Below are 16,974 nucleotides of genomic sequence, written 5' to 3'. Positions count from 1 at the left end.
AGTCTTCAAGGAAAAAAAATGGCTAGCAAACAAATCGGAAAAGTAGTGCAATGTATCGGAGCGGTGGTTGACGTCGAGTTTCCTCGCGATCAAATGCCAAAAGTATTTGATGCATTAATCATAGATGACAAAGACTCACAAGCTGAAGCAGGGTTGACACTTGAAGTGCAACAACAGCTAGGTGACGGGATTGTTAGAACGATTGCGATGGGTTCGTCTGACGGACTTGCACGCGGCACTGCATTCAAATCTACGGGTGCAGCGATCAATGTGCCAGTGGGTACAGGCACGCTAGGCCGTATCATGGATGTGCTTGGTCGTCCGATTGACGAATTAGGCCCAATTAAATCTAAAGAATTCCGTTCCATTCACCAAAAAGCACCAGAATTTAAAGATCTATCACCATCTGTCGATCTACTTGAAACAGGTATTAAGGTGATTGACTTAGTTTGTCCATTTGCTAAAGGCGGTAAAGTGGGCCTCTTCGGCGGCGCAGGCGTAGGTAAGACTGTGAACATGTTGGAACTCATCAATAACATTGCTAAACAACACTCAGGACTATCTGTATTCGCAGGTGTAGGTGAGCGAACACGTGAAGGTAACGACTTCTATCATGAAATGTCAGATGCAGGCGTGATTAAATTAGATGACATGGAAGAATCAAAAGTAGCGATGGTGTTTGGCCAAATGAACGAACCACCAGGCAATCGACTACGTGTAGCGCTTTCAGGTTTAACTATGGCTGAAAAATTCCGTGACGAAGGTCGTGATGTTCTTTTCTTCGTAGACAATATTTATCGATACACACTCGCAGGTACTGAAGTTTCAGCGCTTCTTGGACGTATGCCTTCAGCGGTAGGATATCAACCAACACTCGCTGACGAAATGGGTCGTTTACAAGAACGTATCACTTCAACAAAAACAGGTTCAATTACTTCGATCCAAGCGGTGTATGTGCCAGCCGATGACTTGACAGACCCATCACCTGCAACGACATTCCAACATTTGGACTCAACAGTTGTGTTATCTCGTGATATTGCATCCCTTGGTATTTATCCAGCGGTAGATCCATTAGATTCAACATCACGTCAGCTTGATCCACAAGTCGTGGGCGAAGAACATTATCAAGTGGCACGCTCTGTCCAATCGACATTACAACGCTATAAAGAATTACGCGACATTATTGCAATTCTTGGTATGGACGAATTATCACCAGAAGATAAATTAGCAGTGAGTCGTGCACGTAAAATTCAACGTTTCTTATCACAACCATTCCACGTCGCTGAAGTCTTTACAGGCGCTCCTGGTAAATATGTGACACTGAAAGATACAATCAAAGGTTTTAAAGCGATCGTGAATGGTGAATATGATCACTTACCAGAACAAGCATTCTATATGGTAGGCAGCATCGAAGAAGCTGTAGCAAAAGCAAAAACATTATCTTAATTGATTAGGTAAAAACGACATGGTTGCAACGGTTCATATTGATGTAGTAAGTGCTGAAGAATCTATTTTTTCAGGTGAAGCTGAATTCGTCGCGGCACCGGCACAAATGGGTGAAGTGGGTATTTATCCGCATCATGCACCGATGATTACATCGATTAAACCAGGTGCACTGCGTATTAAATTAGCGGATAAAAATGAAGAGCAGCTCATTTATATTTCAGGTGGTATTTTAGAAGTACAGCCAGGGGTAGTTACCGTGTTAGCGGATACTGCAATTCGTGGTCATGATCTTGATGAGGCGCAAGCGAATGCAGCTAAAAAAGCGGCTGAAGAAGCAATGAAAAATCGTTCATCTGATGTGGATTATGCAAAAGCACAAGCTGAATTAGCTGAAGCGATTGCTCAAATTCAAGCGATTCAAAAACTACGACAAAAACACTAAGATATAAAACTTACAAAACTATTAAAAGCAGCTTTTAAGCTGCTTTTTTTATGTCATGTGATGACAAATAAACGATAAAATAGCGAAGATGTCTTTATCTATTGTGATTTTAGCTGCAGGCAAAGGGACGCGCATGCGTTCTGATTTGCCCAAAGTCTTGCAACCGCTTGCTCATAAACCTCTTCTCGGTTATGTCATTGATGCTTCTATGTCATTCAAGCCTAAAGCGCTTGTGGTGGTTTATGGATATGGTGGTGATCTCGTCAAAAAAACATTTCCATCTCCCCATATTCAATGGGTAGAGCAAAAAGAACAATTAGGCACAGGCCATGCTGTGCAACAAGCCGCTCCTTTAATAAAAGATGAAGGTAATACACTCGTCTTATATGGCGATGTACCGTTAATTGACCAAAAAACGATTGAACGCCTAATAATAAAAGGTCAAAAAAATTTAGCTGTTCTAACTTACTCAAAAAAGGATCCAAAAGGCTATGGCAGAATTATAAGGAAAGACGACCGAATACAAAAAATTGTAGAAGAAAAAGATTGTGATGAATCACAAAAAAATATCAAAGAAATTAATACGGGCATTATGTGTGCGCCCAATCATCTCTTAAAAAATTGGCTTAAAAGACTAACTAATCAGAACGCCCAAAAAGAATATTATTTAACAGATATTGTAGGACTATCTATTGAAGATAACATTGAAGTATTAAGTGAATCTGCGGATAATGAAGTATCCGTTACCGGCATTAATTCGAAATCTGAATTAGCAACTATGGAAAGAAACTATCAACTTATGACAGCAAAAACATTGATGGACCAGGGTGTCACTATTATAGATCCAAGCCGCATTGATATTAGAGGTGAAGTCTCAGCAGGACAAGATGTGACGATTGATGTAGGTTGCATTTTTGAAGGTAAGGTTGTTCTGGGTAATCACGTGAAAGTTGCAGCTTACTCACATATAAAAGATAGCTTCATCGGAGATCACTCCTCGATTGAACCTTATTCACATATTGTTGAAAGTAAAGTGGGTAGCCACTGTCGTATTGGTCCATTTGCAAGATTGAGACCAGGTACGAAGCTTCAAAGTCATGTGCACATTGGGAATTTTGTTGAAATTAAAAATAGTGAAATTAATGATCACACCAATATCAATCACTTAAGCTATGTGGGTGATAGCCTTGTCGGCAAATCAGTGAATATCGGTGCCGGGACTATTACATGTAATTATGATGGTGCTAATAAACATCCCACTACGATTGAAGATGATGTGTTTATAGGATCAAACACTGCTTTGGTGGCTCCAGTGAAAATTGGCAAGGGTGCCACGATTGCGGCAGGATCGACCATCACTAAAGATGCTCCTCCGGGAGATCTTACGGTGTCTCGTTCAAAACAAACCAGCATTTCTGGTTGGACTAAACCTACAAAAAATAAAGAGACTTAAATATATGTGCGGCATTGTAGGTGCAATTTCAAATAAAAATATCGTTCCACATTTAATCGAAGGATTAAGTCGACTCGAATATCGTGGCTATGATTCTTCAGGTATTGCGGTATTACGAAACGGTATTGAGCGTGTTCGATCTGTAGGCCGTGTGGCTGAAATTGAAACTATGGTGAAAGATCAAAAACTGGAAGGATTTTTAGGGATTGGTCACACAAGGTGGGCAACACATGGCGGCGTCACTGAACTTAATGCACATCCTCATATTTCAGAAGATGAAATTGCGGTTGTTCATAACGGTATTATCGAAAATTATGAAGAAGTGCGCGAGCGACTTAAGAATTTAGGGTACAAGTTTGAATCACAAACAGATACTGAAGTTATTGCCCACCTCATTCACTATTTTGTTAAACATAAAAATCAATCTCTTTTAGAAGCGACGCAAATGTTAGGCCAGGAATTAAGGGGTGCATTTGCGATTGCGGTGATCTCTCTCAAAAATCCTGATGAAATGATTTGCGCACGATTAGGCTGCCCACTGATTATTGGACTAGGTGATACACAAAATTTTATTGCATCTGACATCTCAGCACTTTTAGCGGTCACTAAAAAAGTGATCTACCTTGAAGATGGCGATGTTGTCCAAGTTAAAAAAGATAGCATCCAAATTTTTAATAAAGATAAAAAAGTGATTACACGCAAAATACATATCAGCGACGTCACTTTGTCTTCCATGGAGCTAGGCCCATATGATCATTTTATGCAAAAAGAAATTTATGAACAGCCTCGTGCATTGACAGACACGATCGAAGCCATTATTGATGAAGGTCATTTTGATGTAAGTCTTTTCGGACAAGACGCCAAAGATGTATTTTCTAAAATAGATAGTATTTTAATTTTAGCGGCAGGGACAAGTTATTACGCAGGAGTAACAGCTAAGTACTGGTTAGAAAGTATTGCAAAAATATCAACCACTGTTGAAATCTCTAGCGAATACAGGTATCGAGATTCAGTGCCTAATCCTAATCAGTTGATACTCACTATTTCGCAGTCTGGCGAAACTTTAGATACGATGGAAGCTTTAAAGCATGCCCAATCTTTAGGTCAACATTTAAGTTTAGCAATTTGCAATGTCCAAGAGAGTGCGATTGCTCGCGCATCTAAACTTGTTTTATATACAAGAGCGGGGGCTGAAATTGGTGTGGCATCAACTAAAGCTTTTACGACACAACTGGTATCTCTCTTTAGTTTAGCCGTTACGATTGCTTCTTTTAAAAAACTGATTAATAAAACAGAGGATAAAAATTATCTGGAGAATTTGAGACAGTTACCAGGTAGCATTCAACAAGCACTTAATTTAGAACCACAAATTAAAGAGTGGGCAAAATTATTTGCTGATAAACACCACGCCCTATTCCTAGGCAGAGGTATTCATTACCCAATTGCTATGGAAGGCGCATTAAAACTAAAAGAGATTTCATATATACATGCAGAAGCTTATCCTGCAGGCGAATTAAAGCATGGACCTTTGGCATTAGTGGATAACGATATGCCAGTCGTAGTCATTGCACCAAATGATAATTTACTTGAAAAAGTAAAGTCAAATATGCAAGAAGTCAAAGCGCGCGGCGGTGAGATTTTTGTATTTGCAGATGCGGACAGCCATTTTATGGAAAGTCCTGGAGTTCGTGTGATAAGAACACCACGACATACGGGTGTTTTGTCTCCAATTATTCACTCTATTCCTGTTCAATTATTGGCTTATCATGTTGCGCTGATTAAGGGCACGGATGTTGATAAACCTCGAAATTTAGCAAAGTCTGTCACAGTTGAGTAATAAACCGTTTAAAATATCGTCAATTAAAATTTAAACAGTCTTATTCATGGCTCAACTCATTAAACCTAAATCTTTATCTGTTGTAGTTCCTGTCAGAAATGAGGAAGACAACGTTGCTGATTTAATTTTTGAAATTCGAAAGTCTCTCAAAAATAAAATTACCTATGAAATTATTTATATTGACGATGGAAGCACAGATCACACACATCAAAATTTAATTGCTCTACAAAAAACATATAAGGAGCTTCACGTCATTAGACATCAAAGAAGTTGCGGTCAAAGTACAGCCGTTAGAACAGGGGTTAAACATGCCAAATATGATTGGATTGCAACCCTCGATGGCGATGGACAAAATAATCCAGCGGATATTCCTCAATTATTGAATGCGCTTAAAGAGGGTGTTGAGTTGGTTGGTGGAAATCGTCGTCATAGTAGACGGGACACTTGGATTAAGAGAATTTCATCTGTGATCGCTAATAGCGTTCGTTCATGGATGCTTCAGGATGACACACCTGATACAGGATGCGGATTAAAGCTTTTTTCAAAAGAAGCTTTTTTAGATTTACCTTATTTTGATCATATGCATCGTTTCTTGCCAGCCCTCATAAAACGGCGAGGTGGACTTATTGTATCAGTACCTGTTAGCCATCGACCTCGAACACACGGACAATCAAATTACGGCACTATTGATCGCTTATTGGTAGGTATCGTCGATTTATTCGGTGTGGCATGGTTGCAACGTAGATCTAAATTTCCTCAAATCAAAAAGGATTAGGATGAATCAAGGCTTTAGTTATTTTTTTTGGCATATTGTTGAAGCTACTCAAAATTATTTCAACGCTATGTCGGGCCCAGACTTTACTTGGCTTCTCGTGGGCTTACTAGGACAAGTACTTTTTATGATGCGTTTTATCGTTCAATGGGTTCATAGTGAACGACATCAAAAAAGTCTTATACCTATTAGTTTTTGGTATTTCAGTTTGTTAGGAAGTGTCATTGTTTTAGCTTATGGCCTTCATAAAACTGAACTTGTTATTATCGTAGGGCAACTTCCTGGCACACTTGTTTATGTAAGAAACTTGATGCTCATTAAGAATGAGAAATCAAAAAAGATCAAAAAGTGATTTAAAGGGCTGCGTAAAAAGGATAATATATTAATCAGAAATTTATTTATATCAAAAAGGACATTAACTTAAATGGAAACCAAAACTATTGTGCAGTATGCAGTTGCTGGCGTTATTGTAGTAGGCTCATTATTCGTGGCTTACAATGCACAAGATAAAATTACCGATCAGGCAAGTGAAATTAAAGTATTACAAAATCAAGTAGCAGTATTAACTGATCAGGCTGCTCAAAATGAAGAGCTGATCAATCAAAATAAGGCACTTCAAACGGAAGTGAAAAATTTAGAAGTAAAGTTAGCAACAAAAACAAAAGCATCTGCACCAGCAAAAGCTTCAGCTAAAACTAAAGCGAGTAAAAAAGCTCATAAAGCGCATAAAGCTTCAAAAAAGAAATAACTTAGTAGTAGATTTTATACCAGTCAACAAATCGCTTAACGCCTTCTTTAATGGAGGTGTTAGGTTTAAATTTGACCCACTGATTAAGTTCAGAAGTATCTGCTGAAGTTTCTTTAACGTCCCCCGCTTGCATATCCATCATTTTCTTAATTGCTTTTTTGCCTAAAGCATTTTCAAGCGTTTCGATGAATTGCATTAATGGGACAGGTTGACTATTGCCGATATTGAAAATACGATAAGGCGCATGACTTGAAGCTGGGTCGGGATTTTTTGTATCAAAATTGGCATTAGGTGTTGCAGATTTAAATAATGTTTCTTTGACAGACTCTGTGACGTCATCAATATAAGTAAAGTCACGCATCATATCACCATGATTAAATACTAGAATAGGCTCATTAGCTAAAATAGCTTTCGTAAATAACATAGGCGACATATCAGGTCTTCCCCATGGACCATACACCGTAAAAAAACGTAAACCTGTTGTAGGGATTTGATAAAGATGGCTATACGTATGAGCCATGAGTTCATTAGCTTTTTTCGTCGCCGCATAAAGACTTACTGGATGATCGACATTGTCATGTTCGCTGAAAGGCACTTTCTCATTTCCGCCATATACACTCGAGCTGCTTGCAAATACAAGATGTTCAGGTTTAATTGTGCGACAACCTTCTAAAATATTAATAAATCCTTGAATGTTGGAATCAATATATACATATGGATTTTCAATGGAGTAACGCACACCTGCTTGTGCTGCAAGATGAAGGACTCGTTGAGGCATTTCTTTTTTAAAAAGTTCGAGTACATCTTTTTGATCTTTAATATCAATCTTTATAAAACGAAAATGCTTATAACTTTCTAATAATTTAAGCCGATCTTTTTTTAAAGTGACATCGTAATAATCATTCAGATTATCAATACCAATAATTTCATGACCATCATCAAGAAGTTTTTTGGCGCTATGCATGCCAATAAAACCGGCTACACCCGTCACCAATATTTTCATTTAACGTCCAATAGGAAAGTAGTTAAATCCAAGTGCACGAACGGCTTTTGGATCATAAAGATTGCGACCATCAAAAATCATAGGAGATTTAAGTGAGGCTTTAATTAAAGCAAAATCTGGACTTCGAAATTCCGTCCACTCTGTGACGATGATGAGTGCATCTGCATTTTTAAGTGCTTCATCTTGTGTATCAGCAAAAGTTATATTTTTTTCATCTTTAAAAATACGTTTTCCTTCATCTATTGCGACAGGATCGTAGGCTGTGATAGTAGCTCCTACTTTGATTAATTCATCAATTAGCACGCGACTTGAAGCTTCTCGCATATCATCAGTGTTCGGTTTAAATGCTAAGCCCCATAATGCAAAATGTTTGCCTTTTAAACTTTCACCAAATTGCTTTTTAATTTTTTTAGGCAATACAAATTTTTGAAGATCATTCACTTCTTCAACGGCTTTAAGTAACTTCAAATCGAAACCAGCCACATCTTTAGCGGTTTTAATTAAAGCCTTCACATCTTTTGGAAAACATGAACCGCCATAACCACAACCTGGATATAAAAAGTGATAGCCAATACGCGGATCAGAACCAATGCCTTGTCTTACCATCTCGATGTCAGCGCCTATAATTTCAGCTAAATTAGCTAATTCGTTCATAAAACTAATTCGTGTAGCTAACATTGAATTAGCTGCGTACTTAATGAGTTCAGCGCTTCTTAGGTTAGTGACTACCAGTCTTTCGTGATTTCTTTGAAAGGGAGCATAAACTTGTTTCATGACTTCGATTGCTTTTGGATCTTCAGTTCCAATGACAATTCGGTCAGGACGCATAAAATCTTCAACTGCAGCCCCTTCTTTTAAGAATTCCGGATTAGAAACAACACTGTAATGTATATCGACATTTCTTTTTTTTAATTCTTCTGCTACAGCTGCTGTGACTTTGTCTCCCGTACCAATGGGTACAGTTGATTTATCCACAATCACTTTTTCTGAAGTCATAAAGCGACCAATATTTCGCGCAGCTTCTGTCACGTATTGAAGATCAGCAGACCCATCTTCATCTGGGGGTGTTCCAACGGCTATAAATTGCACTTCACCGAAGTGAACAGCTTCTTCGATATTAGTGGTAAAAGAAAGACGACCATTTTCAACATTACGACGCACAATTTCCAAAAGTCCTGGTTCGTGAATAGGAATGCCACCTTCTTTTAGAATCCGGATTTTTTCTGCGTTTACGTCAAGACCTAAGACATGATTACCCACCTCGGCTAAGCATGCCGCACCCACTAAACCCACATATCCTGTCCCAACAACTGTAATTTTCATAATAATTCGTTGTATTTAAAGCTATATTTTACCTCTTTTGGTTAAGGCTTGTCTTTTATGGATGCGGATTTCACTTATAATTTGATTTATATAAGAGGAGTTCATCATGACGGCTTTATTTGAATATTTGCATACCATTCAATCGGTTTGGGTAGACAATCTTGAGTATCAGGTGAAAGATGGCTGGGTGTGGTTAGACCCTGTTTTGACTTTAGTACGTGATTACTTTTTTGAGACTACAGTGGTCGCTACAGTGATTCTTTTATATGCCCTAATTTTTTCTGCGATTTCATTTTACGGCAGACAACCCCAAAATAAAAAAATTACGTATACAGACGAGTTTAAAAATTTAGTCAAAGGCGTCGATCTTCATCTAGGTAACGACCCTAAAAAATCTTCAGAAAAAACGCCTACAAAAAAGAAAATTATCTAACTGCTATAAAAAGGGTAATCGGTATAACCTTTTTCTGTGCCACCGTAAAATGTTTTTTGATCGGGCTTACTGACGGATCATTTATTTTTTTAGTCCCTATTATTGGGCCTCTTATTGGGGGAGCATTAGGAGCAATGGCATACGACAAAAGTATAGATAAGCTCTAAAATTCTTGAACTCTTTATTTTTAAAGCGCAGTATTGATTATGTTGTTGTAGTGTCAATCGTATTCTTTTTTATATCCTATATATTGAGGTAAGCATCATGAAAAAAATTATTTTTATCTGTTTGTTTTGTTTTTCAACATTCAGTCTTGCAGAATTAGGCAGCTCTATATTTTCTTTTGACGGCCAAGATTTTATTCGTACTGATACCACCTTGATCGATGAAAATGGTAATCCTGCAATCAATACTAAGATGGATCGGAACTATCCAGGATACAAAGCGTTGCTTAAGAAAAAATCTTACAATGGTAGATTGATGTTATTTGGGAAACTAGTTGATTCTAAGGTAGCCCCACTTACTGATAAAGATGGGAAGTTAATAGGTGCTTTAGCTGTTTTTAAGGATGCTGAGTAAAGTGCATACTTTGTTTGTTTCATAAAAAGCCACTGTAATGAGTGGCTTTTTTTCGGAAGATCTAAAGACCATGATGTCTGAGCAAGGCGTTAAAGGTACAACACAAATCTGGTATATAACACAACTGGTTGATAAGACTTAATTTAAGAAAGTAAGCTATTTGTCATTGATGGACATTACAAAACAGACTGTTTATAGAAAACTTATTCGGAGAAGTTTATATATAAAACTTCCCTTATTAATTGTTACTATTTCTGCATACATGGGATTTATATTATTAATTGCATATAAGCCACAGGTTCTTTCACAATCACTTGGAACTTCTGTTATTTCTCTAGGCTTAGTTCTAGGGATATGTTTAATTTTGATTATCTTATTTGTGACGGCGTTATATGCAGTTTTGACTAACAAATTGATTGAACCTCTTATTAATCAGCTAAGAAAGCCTACTAAAAATTATTTAATTAAGAAATCGCAAAAATAAACTATGGCTATATTTATGTTTTTTATTTTTATATCACTCACATTGATAGTGACATACTGGGCCGCAGGGCGTACATCAAATTTAAAGACTTTTTATGCGGCAGGTGGAAACATAACTGGACTTCAGAATGGATTAGCAATTTCTGGAGATTTTATGTCAGCCGCTTCCTTTCTAGGTATTTCAGGATTGGTATTTAGCGCTGGTTTCGATGGATTAATTTATTCAATTGGCTTCCTGGTTGGATGGCCAATAGTCTTACTTTTAATCGCAGAGCCACTTCGGAATCTTGGTAAGTACACTTTTGCTGATTGTGTATCTTTTAGATTAAAACAAAAGCCTATACGCATTTTGTCATCATGTGGCGCTCTCACCACAATTATTTTTTATTTAATCGCTCAGATGGTGGGCGCTGGAAAGTTAATAGAGATGTTATTTCATATACCCTACAGTCTTGCAGTAATAATTGTGGGCTCAATGATGGTGTTATATGTGACCTTTGGTGGAATGATTGCCACAACCTGGGTGCAAATTATAAAAGCGGTATTACTTTTATTGGGCGCTTCTATTATTGCATTTTTAGTTTTACTTAATTTTCACTTTGATTTAACAGCATTTTTTAATCAAGCAATTCAATTGCACCCAAAAAAATAGCAATTATGGCCCCAGGCGGGCTTATTACTGACCCTATTTCTGCTATATCTTTAGGACTTGCACTTTTATTCGGAACGGCTGGACTACCACATATACTGATGCGTTTTTTCACAGTAAAAAATGCAAAAGATGCAAGGAAATCTGTCATCTACGCCACAAGTTTCATGGCATATTTTTACATTCTTACTTTCATTATCGGATTTGGAGCAATCATTTTTCTTACAAATAATCCAGCTTATATGACTGAAGATGGTAAGTTAATAGGAGACATCAATATGGCTGCTGTACATTTGTCACATGCTGTTGGTGGCAATATGCTTCTGGGTTTCATTTCAGCTGTAGCATTTGCTACTATTTTAGCTGTAGTTTCTGGACTAACGTTAGCTGGTGCGTCTGCAATCTCTCATGATTTATTCCCACATTTTTTTCTTAAAAGGAAATTAGATGAGAAAATTGAAATGAAAGTATCAAAAATTGCCTCACTAATTTTAGGCTTATTGGCCATATTACTAGGGATTGTTTTTCAGAATCAGAATGTTGCATTTATGGTCGGCCTTGCTTTTGCCATAGCTGCAAGTACAAATTTTCCTGTGTTATTACTTTCAATTTACTGGAAGAATTTAACATCAAGGGGAGCAATTATTGGTGGAGGTTTAGGATTAATAACTGCCATTATGCTTGTAATTTTTAGTTCAACAGTATGGGTTGATATGTTGCATTTTCCAGAACCTTTTTTCCCTTATAAATACCCTGCTTTATTTTCAATGACGGTTACTTTTTTTGTGACTTACATATTTTCAATTACCGATTCATCGACTCAAGCAAAAATTGAACGTAAAAAGTTTCAGGACCAAAAAAAACAATCTATAATCGGTATATAAATCAACATTCAACCGTGGCTTTTTTATGCGTGATGTGCCTGGGAGTGCTCGCAGATTTTAATGTCAAAAAAACTTCACTGATTAACTCACTTTTTAACTGGCTTTTTTTCTTTGGCTTTAGATAGCTTTGTTTTCTTAGCCGCCTTTTTGGAAGGGGCTACTTTTTTAGTTTCTTTTTTAGACAATACCTTTGTTTTCTTGATTGCTGCTGGTTTAGCAGTATTTTTAGCAACTAACGACGCTTCTAATGCCTTGACTTGATTTTCAAGTACATCAATACGCTGTAATTTAGTGTTTGCATCATCTAATTGCACTTTAAGATTTTTAATTTCTAAATCTTTAAAATAAGTCGCTTGATAACTTGCATAACCATAAATGAGTGAACTGATCGTTATCACGCCGGTACCAATATAAATCGCTAATGTTTTTTTATTTGTTTTCTTTTTCTCAGGGATGTTAAAAGGCGTTTCTTCTTTTTGATCAAATTCCATTTTGTTTTCCTTATTATTTAATACGGGTTATTCGTACACTCTCAGCTTCTATTTTAGCTAAAAAAGTTTTACTTAACTCTTTATTAATCGTTTTATGTTTTTTATGAATTGTCTCTATATTGGCATTATCAATTAAAAAACTCTCGCCAATCGCCATGATTTGATAAGGATAGTAGCCAGAGGTATCGAAACGCAATGACTTTCTGCACTCTATAAACTTAAAATGTCGCGTTCTAAATCGAAAAATTACTTCTTTTAACTTTTGGAACATTATGCAAAGAGTTTCCAAGCGAGGGTTGTCATAAATGCTGCAATCGAAATATAAAGATATTTTTTAAAGCTTTTCCCTAAATTATCTTTTTTAGCTTTTTGAAAACTATTATCCGTTGTATCTATTTCATATTGCGTGATAACAGTATTTATATCGATATTAAGAAACCGACAATAACGTTTGATGACTGCTTGCTTTAATTTATTTGAATGAAAAAAAGCACCTAGGTTGTTCTCAATCGCTTGAACTTGTTGCACAGATAAACATAATTCTGTTGCGATATCATCTATTTTAAGTTTTAGTTCACGACGCGTATTTGTAAGCACTTGGCCGTTGTATTCGAGGTTTGACATAAATTAAAAGTGTAGGAAATAAGTAGCATTTTAATTTATTTTACGTTTAATGGATATACGTGATATGGACAATTATTGAATCATTTCCCTAATTTTTTTAGGCCCGCCTTTAGCTAAAAAATCCCAAATAGGCGGAGGTAAAAACTTCATAAGGGTACCCACAATATTCATTTGCCATGGAATGATGATAAACCCCCTTTTATTTTTGATGGCTCGCATAAATCGTAAAACCGCGTCATCTACATCCAAAATAAAAGGCATGACATAACGATTATGTTTTGTCATAGGTGTATGAATGTAGCCTGGTGCAATGGTTGTCACATGAATACCAAAAGGCTTCATCTCAATACGTAAACTTTCTAGATAATTGATTAAAGCCGCCTTTGAACTGCTATAAGCGCCAGATCCAGGTAAGCCTCTAATACCAGCAACACTTGCAATCCCTACTAGTTGACCTGATTTCTGTTTTTTAAAAACTTTAATAAAAGGAAGAAAGGTGTGAATTACACCAAATAAATTAATCTCAATGACACGCTTAAATGTATGAAGATCTTCTTTTTCACCCGCAAGTGTCCCAGTGCTCACCCCTGCGTTCGCAATGACAATATCAGGCGCCCCGTATTTTTTTATGAAATGAGAAGCAGCTTTTTGAAGGCCTTTTTGATCTGAGACATCCACTGCATAAATTTCACAAGGCACATGAATCTTTGCTTTTATTTTTTTAAGAAGCACTAGCCGACGCCCCACTAATCCTAGGATAGCGCCCTCTTTCACATACTGATTAGCTAATGATTCACCGATACCACTCGTGGCACCGGTGATAAAAACTTTTAAAGCTTTATTTTTTATTGCGATCTTTTCTGACATTATTGATGATGAAATCAGCGATCTGAAGCGCCTCACTGTTGCCACCTGCCATCGTACTTGAAGTAATGTATTTTCCATCAATCATGAGTGTAGGCACACCCGTAGCACCTGATGCTCTAAAAACTTGAGCAGCTTTATTTAAGGAAGCATTCATAGAGAACGAATTAAAAGCATCCTCCACTTTTTTACGATCAAGCCCTGATTTTAATGTGACCCATTGAAGAATCGCTTTTTCGTCACTCGGGTTAAGTGTGCGGTCCTTATGAACTGCATCAAATATAGCGATGTGAAGCTTGTCAGCTACACCTAATGTTTCCATAGCGTAAAAGGCTCGTGCCATCGGTGCCCAATCAGGACGAGGAATGGCAGGCATACGTTTAAAGTAAATATCTTTAGGTAATTTTTTTACCCAGTCACTCAACATGGGATCCATTTGGTAGCAATGAATACATCCGTACCAAAAGAGTTCCGTGATTTCAATTTTATCTTTGTTATCTGTGGGGACCACTTGTACTGTTTTATCAAAATTGACTCCCACTTGAGGTTCTATCGCAAACGAAAGTGAACTAAAAAGCATTAAAAAAGTGATTAAGATTTTTTTCATAAAATATCCTTAATTATTTGTATTCGTATTGTTAAGTGTTGCCCTCACTAAAATAGGTTTAAAGCCATTTTTAACGAGATCGTTTTTTGTTTTCATAATTTGTGCATCATCTGTCAAAGGACCTACTCGTACTTTATGGACCACTTCATTATTTTGTGAAGGCGCTGTAAGTACGACCGCTTCAAATCCTAAAAGTGCCAATTTTGCTTTCGTATTATCAGCGTCTTTATCTGTATTAAATGAACCTACTTGATAAAAGTACACTTCTTTTTGTGGAATACTAGCTGGATTTTTTAAAGCCTGTGTTGCTTCTCGATCTGAGATATCTTTATCGTTATTAGGCAGGATATTATAAAAATCAAATTTAGTCGGTTGATCTTGGATGGCATTATCTGCTGAGTTTTCTCCCTCAGGTTTAGCGCCTTGAATTTCAATACAGGCTCCATTCGTATCTTTACTTACAAAAGGACTTTTACCATTAGTAATAAAGACGGTAATACCAATAGATAAGCCAATACCTACAAGAATGCCCATAAAAAGGCCGTTCATAAAAGAGCTACCTGATTTACCTTTTTCCATATTTACCTTTTAAGCTACATATTTTCCGGAGCGTTGACACCGAGAAGATATAGACCATTTTTTAATACAATTTGTGTGGCACGAATGAGACTTAAGCGCGCTAACTTTTCATTTTCATTGTCAACCAAAAACTTAGTGTCATTATAATAGCTATGAAGATCGGCCGCACAGTCTTTTAAATAAGTTGCAATCGTATGTGGTGCTAATTCAACACCGGCATGTAAAACTATTTCTGGAAATTCGTTTAAGCGTTTAATAAGGATCAGTTCTTGTGTCGATTTAAGATCATCAATATTAACGTGATTTAATTGATTGATATCTCCACCCCATTGTCTTAAAACCCCTGCAATACGGGCATGCGCATATTGAATGTAATAGACAGGGTTATCCGAATTTTGTGTTTTAGCTAAATCAATATCAAAGACGAGTTGTGAATCAGGTTTACGAGCAACTAAGAAGTAGCGTGTGGCATCGCAACCGACTTCATCAATCAAATCGCGCAATGTGACATAATTTCCTGCGCGCTTAGAAAGCTTAACTTCTTCCCCGCCCTTCATGACTGTGATCATTTGATGCAACACATACTCAGGATAAGTTTCAGGAATGCCAGCTTTTAAAGCTTGAAGCCCTGCTCTGACCCTTGTAATTGTGCTGTGGTGGTCTGAACCTTGTTCATTGATGACGCGTTTAAATCCACGCTCCCATTTATTGAAGTGATAGGCCACATCAGGAATAAAATAGGTGTAGCTCCCATCAGACTTTTTCATAACACGATTTTTGTCATCACCAAACTCTGTCGTTTTTAACCAAAGCGCATTGTCTTCTTCATAAGTAAAATCATTTTTGATGAGAGACGCAACTACTTTTTCAATGTGACCATTTTGGTAGAACGAAGATTCTAAAGTGAACACATCAAACTTAATTTGGAATGCATTTAAATCTTGATCTTGTTCATGTCTTAAATAAGCGACACTGAATTGTTGAATAGATTCTAAGTCATCAATGAGGCCAGACGCATGAATTGTTTTACCTTCACATTCAATGCTGCTTTTGTTTAAAAAAGCATTAGCGATTTCGACAATGTATTCACCTCGGTAACCATCTTCAGGAAATGCAGGATCCGAAGGATCCATATTGTGACATCTGGCATGCACTGATTTTGTAAGATTATCAATCTGCGCACCCGCATCATTGTAATAAAATTCGCGCGTCACATCCCAGCCATTAAATTTTAGAAGTCTAGCTAATGAGTCGCCAATAGCAGCGCCTCGACCATGGCCTACATGAAGCGGGCCTGTGGGATTGGCTGATACAAACTCAATTTGGACTTTTTGGGGCTGACCTTTTTCATTGTGCCCCGAAGTATTTTGTCCGAAGTTATCCGGACTTTTTAAAATCTCATGGATAATGAAGGTACGTGCTTTATCACTTAAATAGAAATTTATAAAACCTGCACCGGCAATTTCAACTTTTTCAATTAAAGGTGAGGCGGGTAGCTTTTCAATAATGAGGGTGGCTAATTCACGCGGATTTTTTTTTAAACTCTTTGCAAGCGCCATCGCCAAGTTGCTCGAAAAATCTCCATGTTCGATCGATCTGGGACGATCTAATTGAATAGAATTCGCTAAAATCTCAGGATGTATCGATTGTGCGACGGGCAACAATAATTGTAGAAGATGTGATTTCACGTCTTAGAATGATAGGTAAGGATTAAAGCGTTTATTTTAACTTAGAATTGATGGACTCCCCTTAAAAAC

Annotated in this window: 18 protein-coding genes and 1 pseudogene; 11 read left to right on the top strand and 8 right to left on the bottom strand. The window is 37.1% G+C overall.

Translation table 11 applies throughout. The features are described 5' to 3' along the window. Nucleotides 1–18: 18 nt before the first annotated feature. The 7 genes from atpD to FIT79_RS06590 all read left to right on the top strand — a co-directional run bounded on the left by atpD (nucleotide 19) and on the right by FIT79_RS06590 (nucleotide 6,698). Nucleotides 19–1,446 (top strand): F0F1 ATP synthase subunit beta, encoded by a 1,428-nt coding sequence (gene atpD / locus FIT79_RS06620; RefSeq protein WP_139876063.1) that lies wholly within the window; start codon nucleotides 19–21, stop codon nucleotides 1,444–1,446. Between the two features lie 19 nt (nucleotides 1,447–1,465). Next, nucleotides 1,466–1,888: a F0F1 ATP synthase subunit epsilon gene (locus FIT79_RS06615; RefSeq protein ID WP_139868752.1), complete on the top strand. Its 423-nt coding sequence runs from the start codon at nucleotides 1,466–1,468 to the stop codon at nucleotides 1,886–1,888. An 88-nt stretch (nucleotides 1,889–1,976) separates the two neighbouring features. Next, nucleotides 1,977–3,341, top strand: coding sequence for a bifunctional UDP-N-acetylglucosamine diphosphorylase/glucosamine-1-phosphate N-acetyltransferase GlmU (gene glmU, locus FIT79_RS06610; protein WP_139876062.1), 1,365 nt, complete (start codon nucleotides 1,977–1,979; stop codon nucleotides 3,339–3,341). Between the two features lie 4 nt (nucleotides 3,342–3,345). Further along, nucleotides 3,346–5,178 (top strand): glutamine--fructose-6-phosphate transaminase (isomerizing), encoded by a 1,833-nt coding sequence (glmS, locus tag FIT79_RS06605; RefSeq protein WP_139876061.1) that lies wholly within the window; start codon nucleotides 3,346–3,348, stop codon nucleotides 5,176–5,178. Between the two features lie 46 nt (nucleotides 5,179–5,224). Beyond that, nucleotides 5,225–5,953, top strand: a complete 729-nt coding sequence (locus tag FIT79_RS06600) for a glycosyltransferase family 2 protein (RefSeq protein WP_139876060.1) — start codon at nucleotides 5,225–5,227, stop codon at nucleotides 5,951–5,953. A gap of 1 nt (nucleotide 5,954) precedes the next feature. Further along, complete coding sequence (locus FIT79_RS06595; RefSeq protein ID WP_139876059.1) at nucleotides 5,955–6,302, top strand: lipid-A-disaccharide synthase N-terminal domain-containing protein; 348 nt, start codon at nucleotides 5,955–5,957, stop codon at nucleotides 6,300–6,302. Between the two features lie 72 nt (nucleotides 6,303–6,374). Further along, the gene (locus tag FIT79_RS06590; protein ID WP_139876058.1) at nucleotides 6,375–6,698 is read left to right on the top strand and encodes a hypothetical protein; all 324 of its coding nucleotides are present in this window, start codon (nucleotides 6,375–6,377) and stop codon (nucleotides 6,696–6,698) included. Between the two features lies 1 nt (nucleotide 6,699). Here FIT79_RS06590 and FIT79_RS06585 read toward each other — a convergent pair whose 3' ends face one another. Both FIT79_RS06585 and FIT79_RS06580 read right to left on the bottom strand, forming a co-directional pair. After that, entirely contained in the window at nucleotides 6,700–7,701 is a 1,002-nt protein-coding gene (locus tag FIT79_RS06585) for an NAD-dependent epimerase (RefSeq protein WP_139876057.1), read from the bottom strand. After that, nucleotides 7,702–9,024 (bottom strand): UDP-glucose dehydrogenase family protein, encoded by a 1,323-nt coding sequence (locus tag FIT79_RS06580; protein WP_139876056.1) that lies wholly within the window; start codon nucleotides 9,022–9,024, stop codon nucleotides 7,702–7,704. A 106-nt stretch (nucleotides 9,025–9,130) separates the two neighbouring features. Between FIT79_RS06580 and FIT79_RS06575 the strand changes: the two genes are divergently transcribed. From FIT79_RS06575 to actP, 4 genes and pseudogenes are all read left to right on the top strand, one after another. Further along, complete coding sequence (locus tag FIT79_RS06575) at nucleotides 9,131–9,457, top strand: hypothetical protein (protein WP_139870795.1); 327 nt, start codon at nucleotides 9,131–9,133, stop codon at nucleotides 9,455–9,457. 264 nt (nucleotides 9,458–9,721) lie between these two features. Further along, entirely contained in the window at nucleotides 9,722–10,036 is a 315-nt protein-coding gene (locus FIT79_RS06565) for a Cache 3/Cache 2 fusion domain-containing protein (protein WP_139876055.1), read from the top strand. 169 nt (nucleotides 10,037–10,205) lie between these two features. Next, nucleotides 10,206–10,520 (top strand): DUF485 domain-containing protein, encoded by a 315-nt coding sequence (locus tag FIT79_RS06795; RefSeq protein ID WP_139876054.1) that lies wholly within the window; start codon nucleotides 10,206–10,208, stop codon nucleotides 10,518–10,520. 3 nt (nucleotides 10,521–10,523) lie between these two features. After that, nucleotides 10,524–12,052 (top strand): annotated as a pseudogene (actP, locus tag FIT79_RS06790) (cation/acetate symporter ActP). An 86-nt stretch (nucleotides 12,053–12,138) separates the two neighbouring features. Here actP and FIT79_RS06550 read toward each other — a convergent pair. The 6 genes from FIT79_RS06550 to argS all read right to left on the bottom strand — a co-directional run bounded on the left by FIT79_RS06550 (nucleotide 12,139) and on the right by argS (nucleotide 16,905). After that, complete coding sequence (locus tag FIT79_RS06550; protein ID WP_139876053.1) at nucleotides 12,139–12,543, bottom strand: hypothetical protein; 405 nt, start codon at nucleotides 12,541–12,543, stop codon at nucleotides 12,139–12,141. 270 nt (nucleotides 12,544–12,813) lie between these two features. Further along, nucleotides 12,814–13,167 (bottom strand): helix-turn-helix domain-containing protein, encoded by a 354-nt coding sequence (locus FIT79_RS06545; RefSeq protein ID WP_139876052.1) that lies wholly within the window; start codon nucleotides 13,165–13,167, stop codon nucleotides 12,814–12,816. A 72-nt stretch (nucleotides 13,168–13,239) separates the two neighbouring features. After that, the gene (locus FIT79_RS06540; RefSeq protein ID WP_139876051.1) at nucleotides 13,240–14,034 is read right to left on the bottom strand and encodes an SDR family oxidoreductase; all 795 of its coding nucleotides are present in this window, start codon (nucleotides 14,032–14,034) and stop codon (nucleotides 13,240–13,242) included. After that, entirely contained in the window at nucleotides 14,006–14,638 is a 633-nt protein-coding gene (locus FIT79_RS06535; RefSeq protein ID WP_139870787.1) for a thiol:disulfide interchange protein DsbA/DsbL, read from the bottom strand. Before FIT79_RS06535 ends, FIT79_RS06540 begins: the two co-directional genes overlap by 29 nt. Before the next feature lie 9 nt (nucleotides 14,639–14,647). Continuing rightward, nucleotides 14,648–15,217, bottom strand: a complete 570-nt coding sequence (locus tag FIT79_RS06530; RefSeq protein ID WP_139870786.1) for an SPOR domain-containing protein — start codon at nucleotides 15,215–15,217, stop codon at nucleotides 14,648–14,650. 14 nt (nucleotides 15,218–15,231) lie between these two features. Continuing rightward, nucleotides 15,232–16,905, bottom strand: a complete 1,674-nt coding sequence (gene argS / locus FIT79_RS06525; RefSeq protein WP_139876050.1) for an arginine--tRNA ligase — start codon at nucleotides 16,903–16,905, stop codon at nucleotides 15,232–15,234. Between the last annotated feature and the right edge of the window lie 69 nt (nucleotides 16,906–16,974).

The sequence above is a fragment of the Candidatus Methylopumilus universalis genome, assembly GCF_006365315.1.
GTDB lineage: Bacteria > Pseudomonadota > Gammaproteobacteria > Burkholderiales > Methylophilaceae > Methylopumilus > Methylopumilus universalis.
Note: the sequence above shows the minus strand (reverse complement) of the source record. Positions and strands in the feature narration are given on the sequence as shown.

What these genes read in the sequence shown, in the direction of transcription:
- glmS (WP_139876061.1), top strand. Translation starts at nt 3,346, where the DNA reads ATGTGCGGCATTGTAGGTGCAATTTCAAATAAAAATATCGTTCCACAT.
- FIT79_RS06575 (WP_139870795.1), top strand. Translation starts at nt 9,131, where the DNA reads ATGACGGCTTTATTTGAATATTTGCATACCATTCAATCGGTTTGGGTA.
- FIT79_RS06615 (WP_139868752.1), top strand. Translation starts at nt 1,466, where the DNA reads ATGGTTGCAACGGTTCATATTGATGTAGTAAGTGCTGAAGAATCTATT.
- FIT79_RS06600 (WP_139876060.1), top strand. Translation starts at nt 5,225, where the DNA reads ATGGCTCAACTCATTAAACCTAAATCTTTATCTGTTGTAGTTCCTGTC.
- FIT79_RS06540 (WP_139876051.1), bottom strand. Translation starts at nt 14,034, where the DNA reads ATGTCAGAAAAGATCGCAATAAAAAATAAAGCTTTAAAAGTTTTTATC.
- FIT79_RS06535 (WP_139870787.1), bottom strand. Translation starts at nt 14,638, where the DNA reads ATGAAAAAAATCTTAATCACTTTTTTAATGCTTTTTAGTTCACTTTCG.
- FIT79_RS06590 (WP_139876058.1), top strand. Translation starts at nt 6,375, where the DNA reads ATGGAAACCAAAACTATTGTGCAGTATGCAGTTGCTGGCGTTATTGTA.
- glmU (WP_139876062.1), top strand. Translation starts at nt 1,977, where the DNA reads ATGTCTTTATCTATTGTGATTTTAGCTGCAGGCAAAGGGACGCGCATG.
- FIT79_RS06545 (WP_139876052.1), bottom strand. Translation starts at nt 13,167, where the DNA reads ATGTCAAACCTCGAATACAACGGCCAAGTGCTTACAAATACGCGTCGT.
- FIT79_RS06550 (WP_139876053.1), bottom strand. Translation starts at nt 12,543, where the DNA reads ATGGAATTTGATCAAAAAGAAGAAACGCCTTTTAACATCCCTGAGAAA.
- FIT79_RS06530 (WP_139870786.1), bottom strand. Translation starts at nt 15,217, where the DNA reads ATGGAAAAAGGTAAATCAGGTAGCTCTTTTATGAACGGCCTTTTTATG.
- FIT79_RS06795 (WP_139876054.1), top strand. Translation starts at nt 10,206, where the DNA reads ATGGACATTACAAAACAGACTGTTTATAGAAAACTTATTCGGAGAAGT.
- FIT79_RS06585 (WP_139876057.1), bottom strand. Translation starts at nt 7,701, where the DNA reads ATGAAAATATTGGTGACGGGTGTAGCCGGTTTTATTGGCATGCATAGC.
- FIT79_RS06565 (WP_139876055.1), top strand. Translation starts at nt 9,722, where the DNA reads ATGAAAAAAATTATTTTTATCTGTTTGTTTTGTTTTTCAACATTCAGT.
- FIT79_RS06595 (WP_139876059.1), top strand. Translation starts at nt 5,955, where the DNA reads ATGAATCAAGGCTTTAGTTATTTTTTTTGGCATATTGTTGAAGCTACT.
- FIT79_RS06580 (WP_139876056.1), bottom strand. Translation starts at nt 9,024, where the DNA reads ATGAAAATTACAGTTGTTGGGACAGGATATGTGGGTTTAGTGGGTGCG.
- atpD (WP_139876063.1), top strand. Translation starts at nt 19, where the DNA reads ATGGCTAGCAAACAAATCGGAAAAGTAGTGCAATGTATCGGAGCGGTG.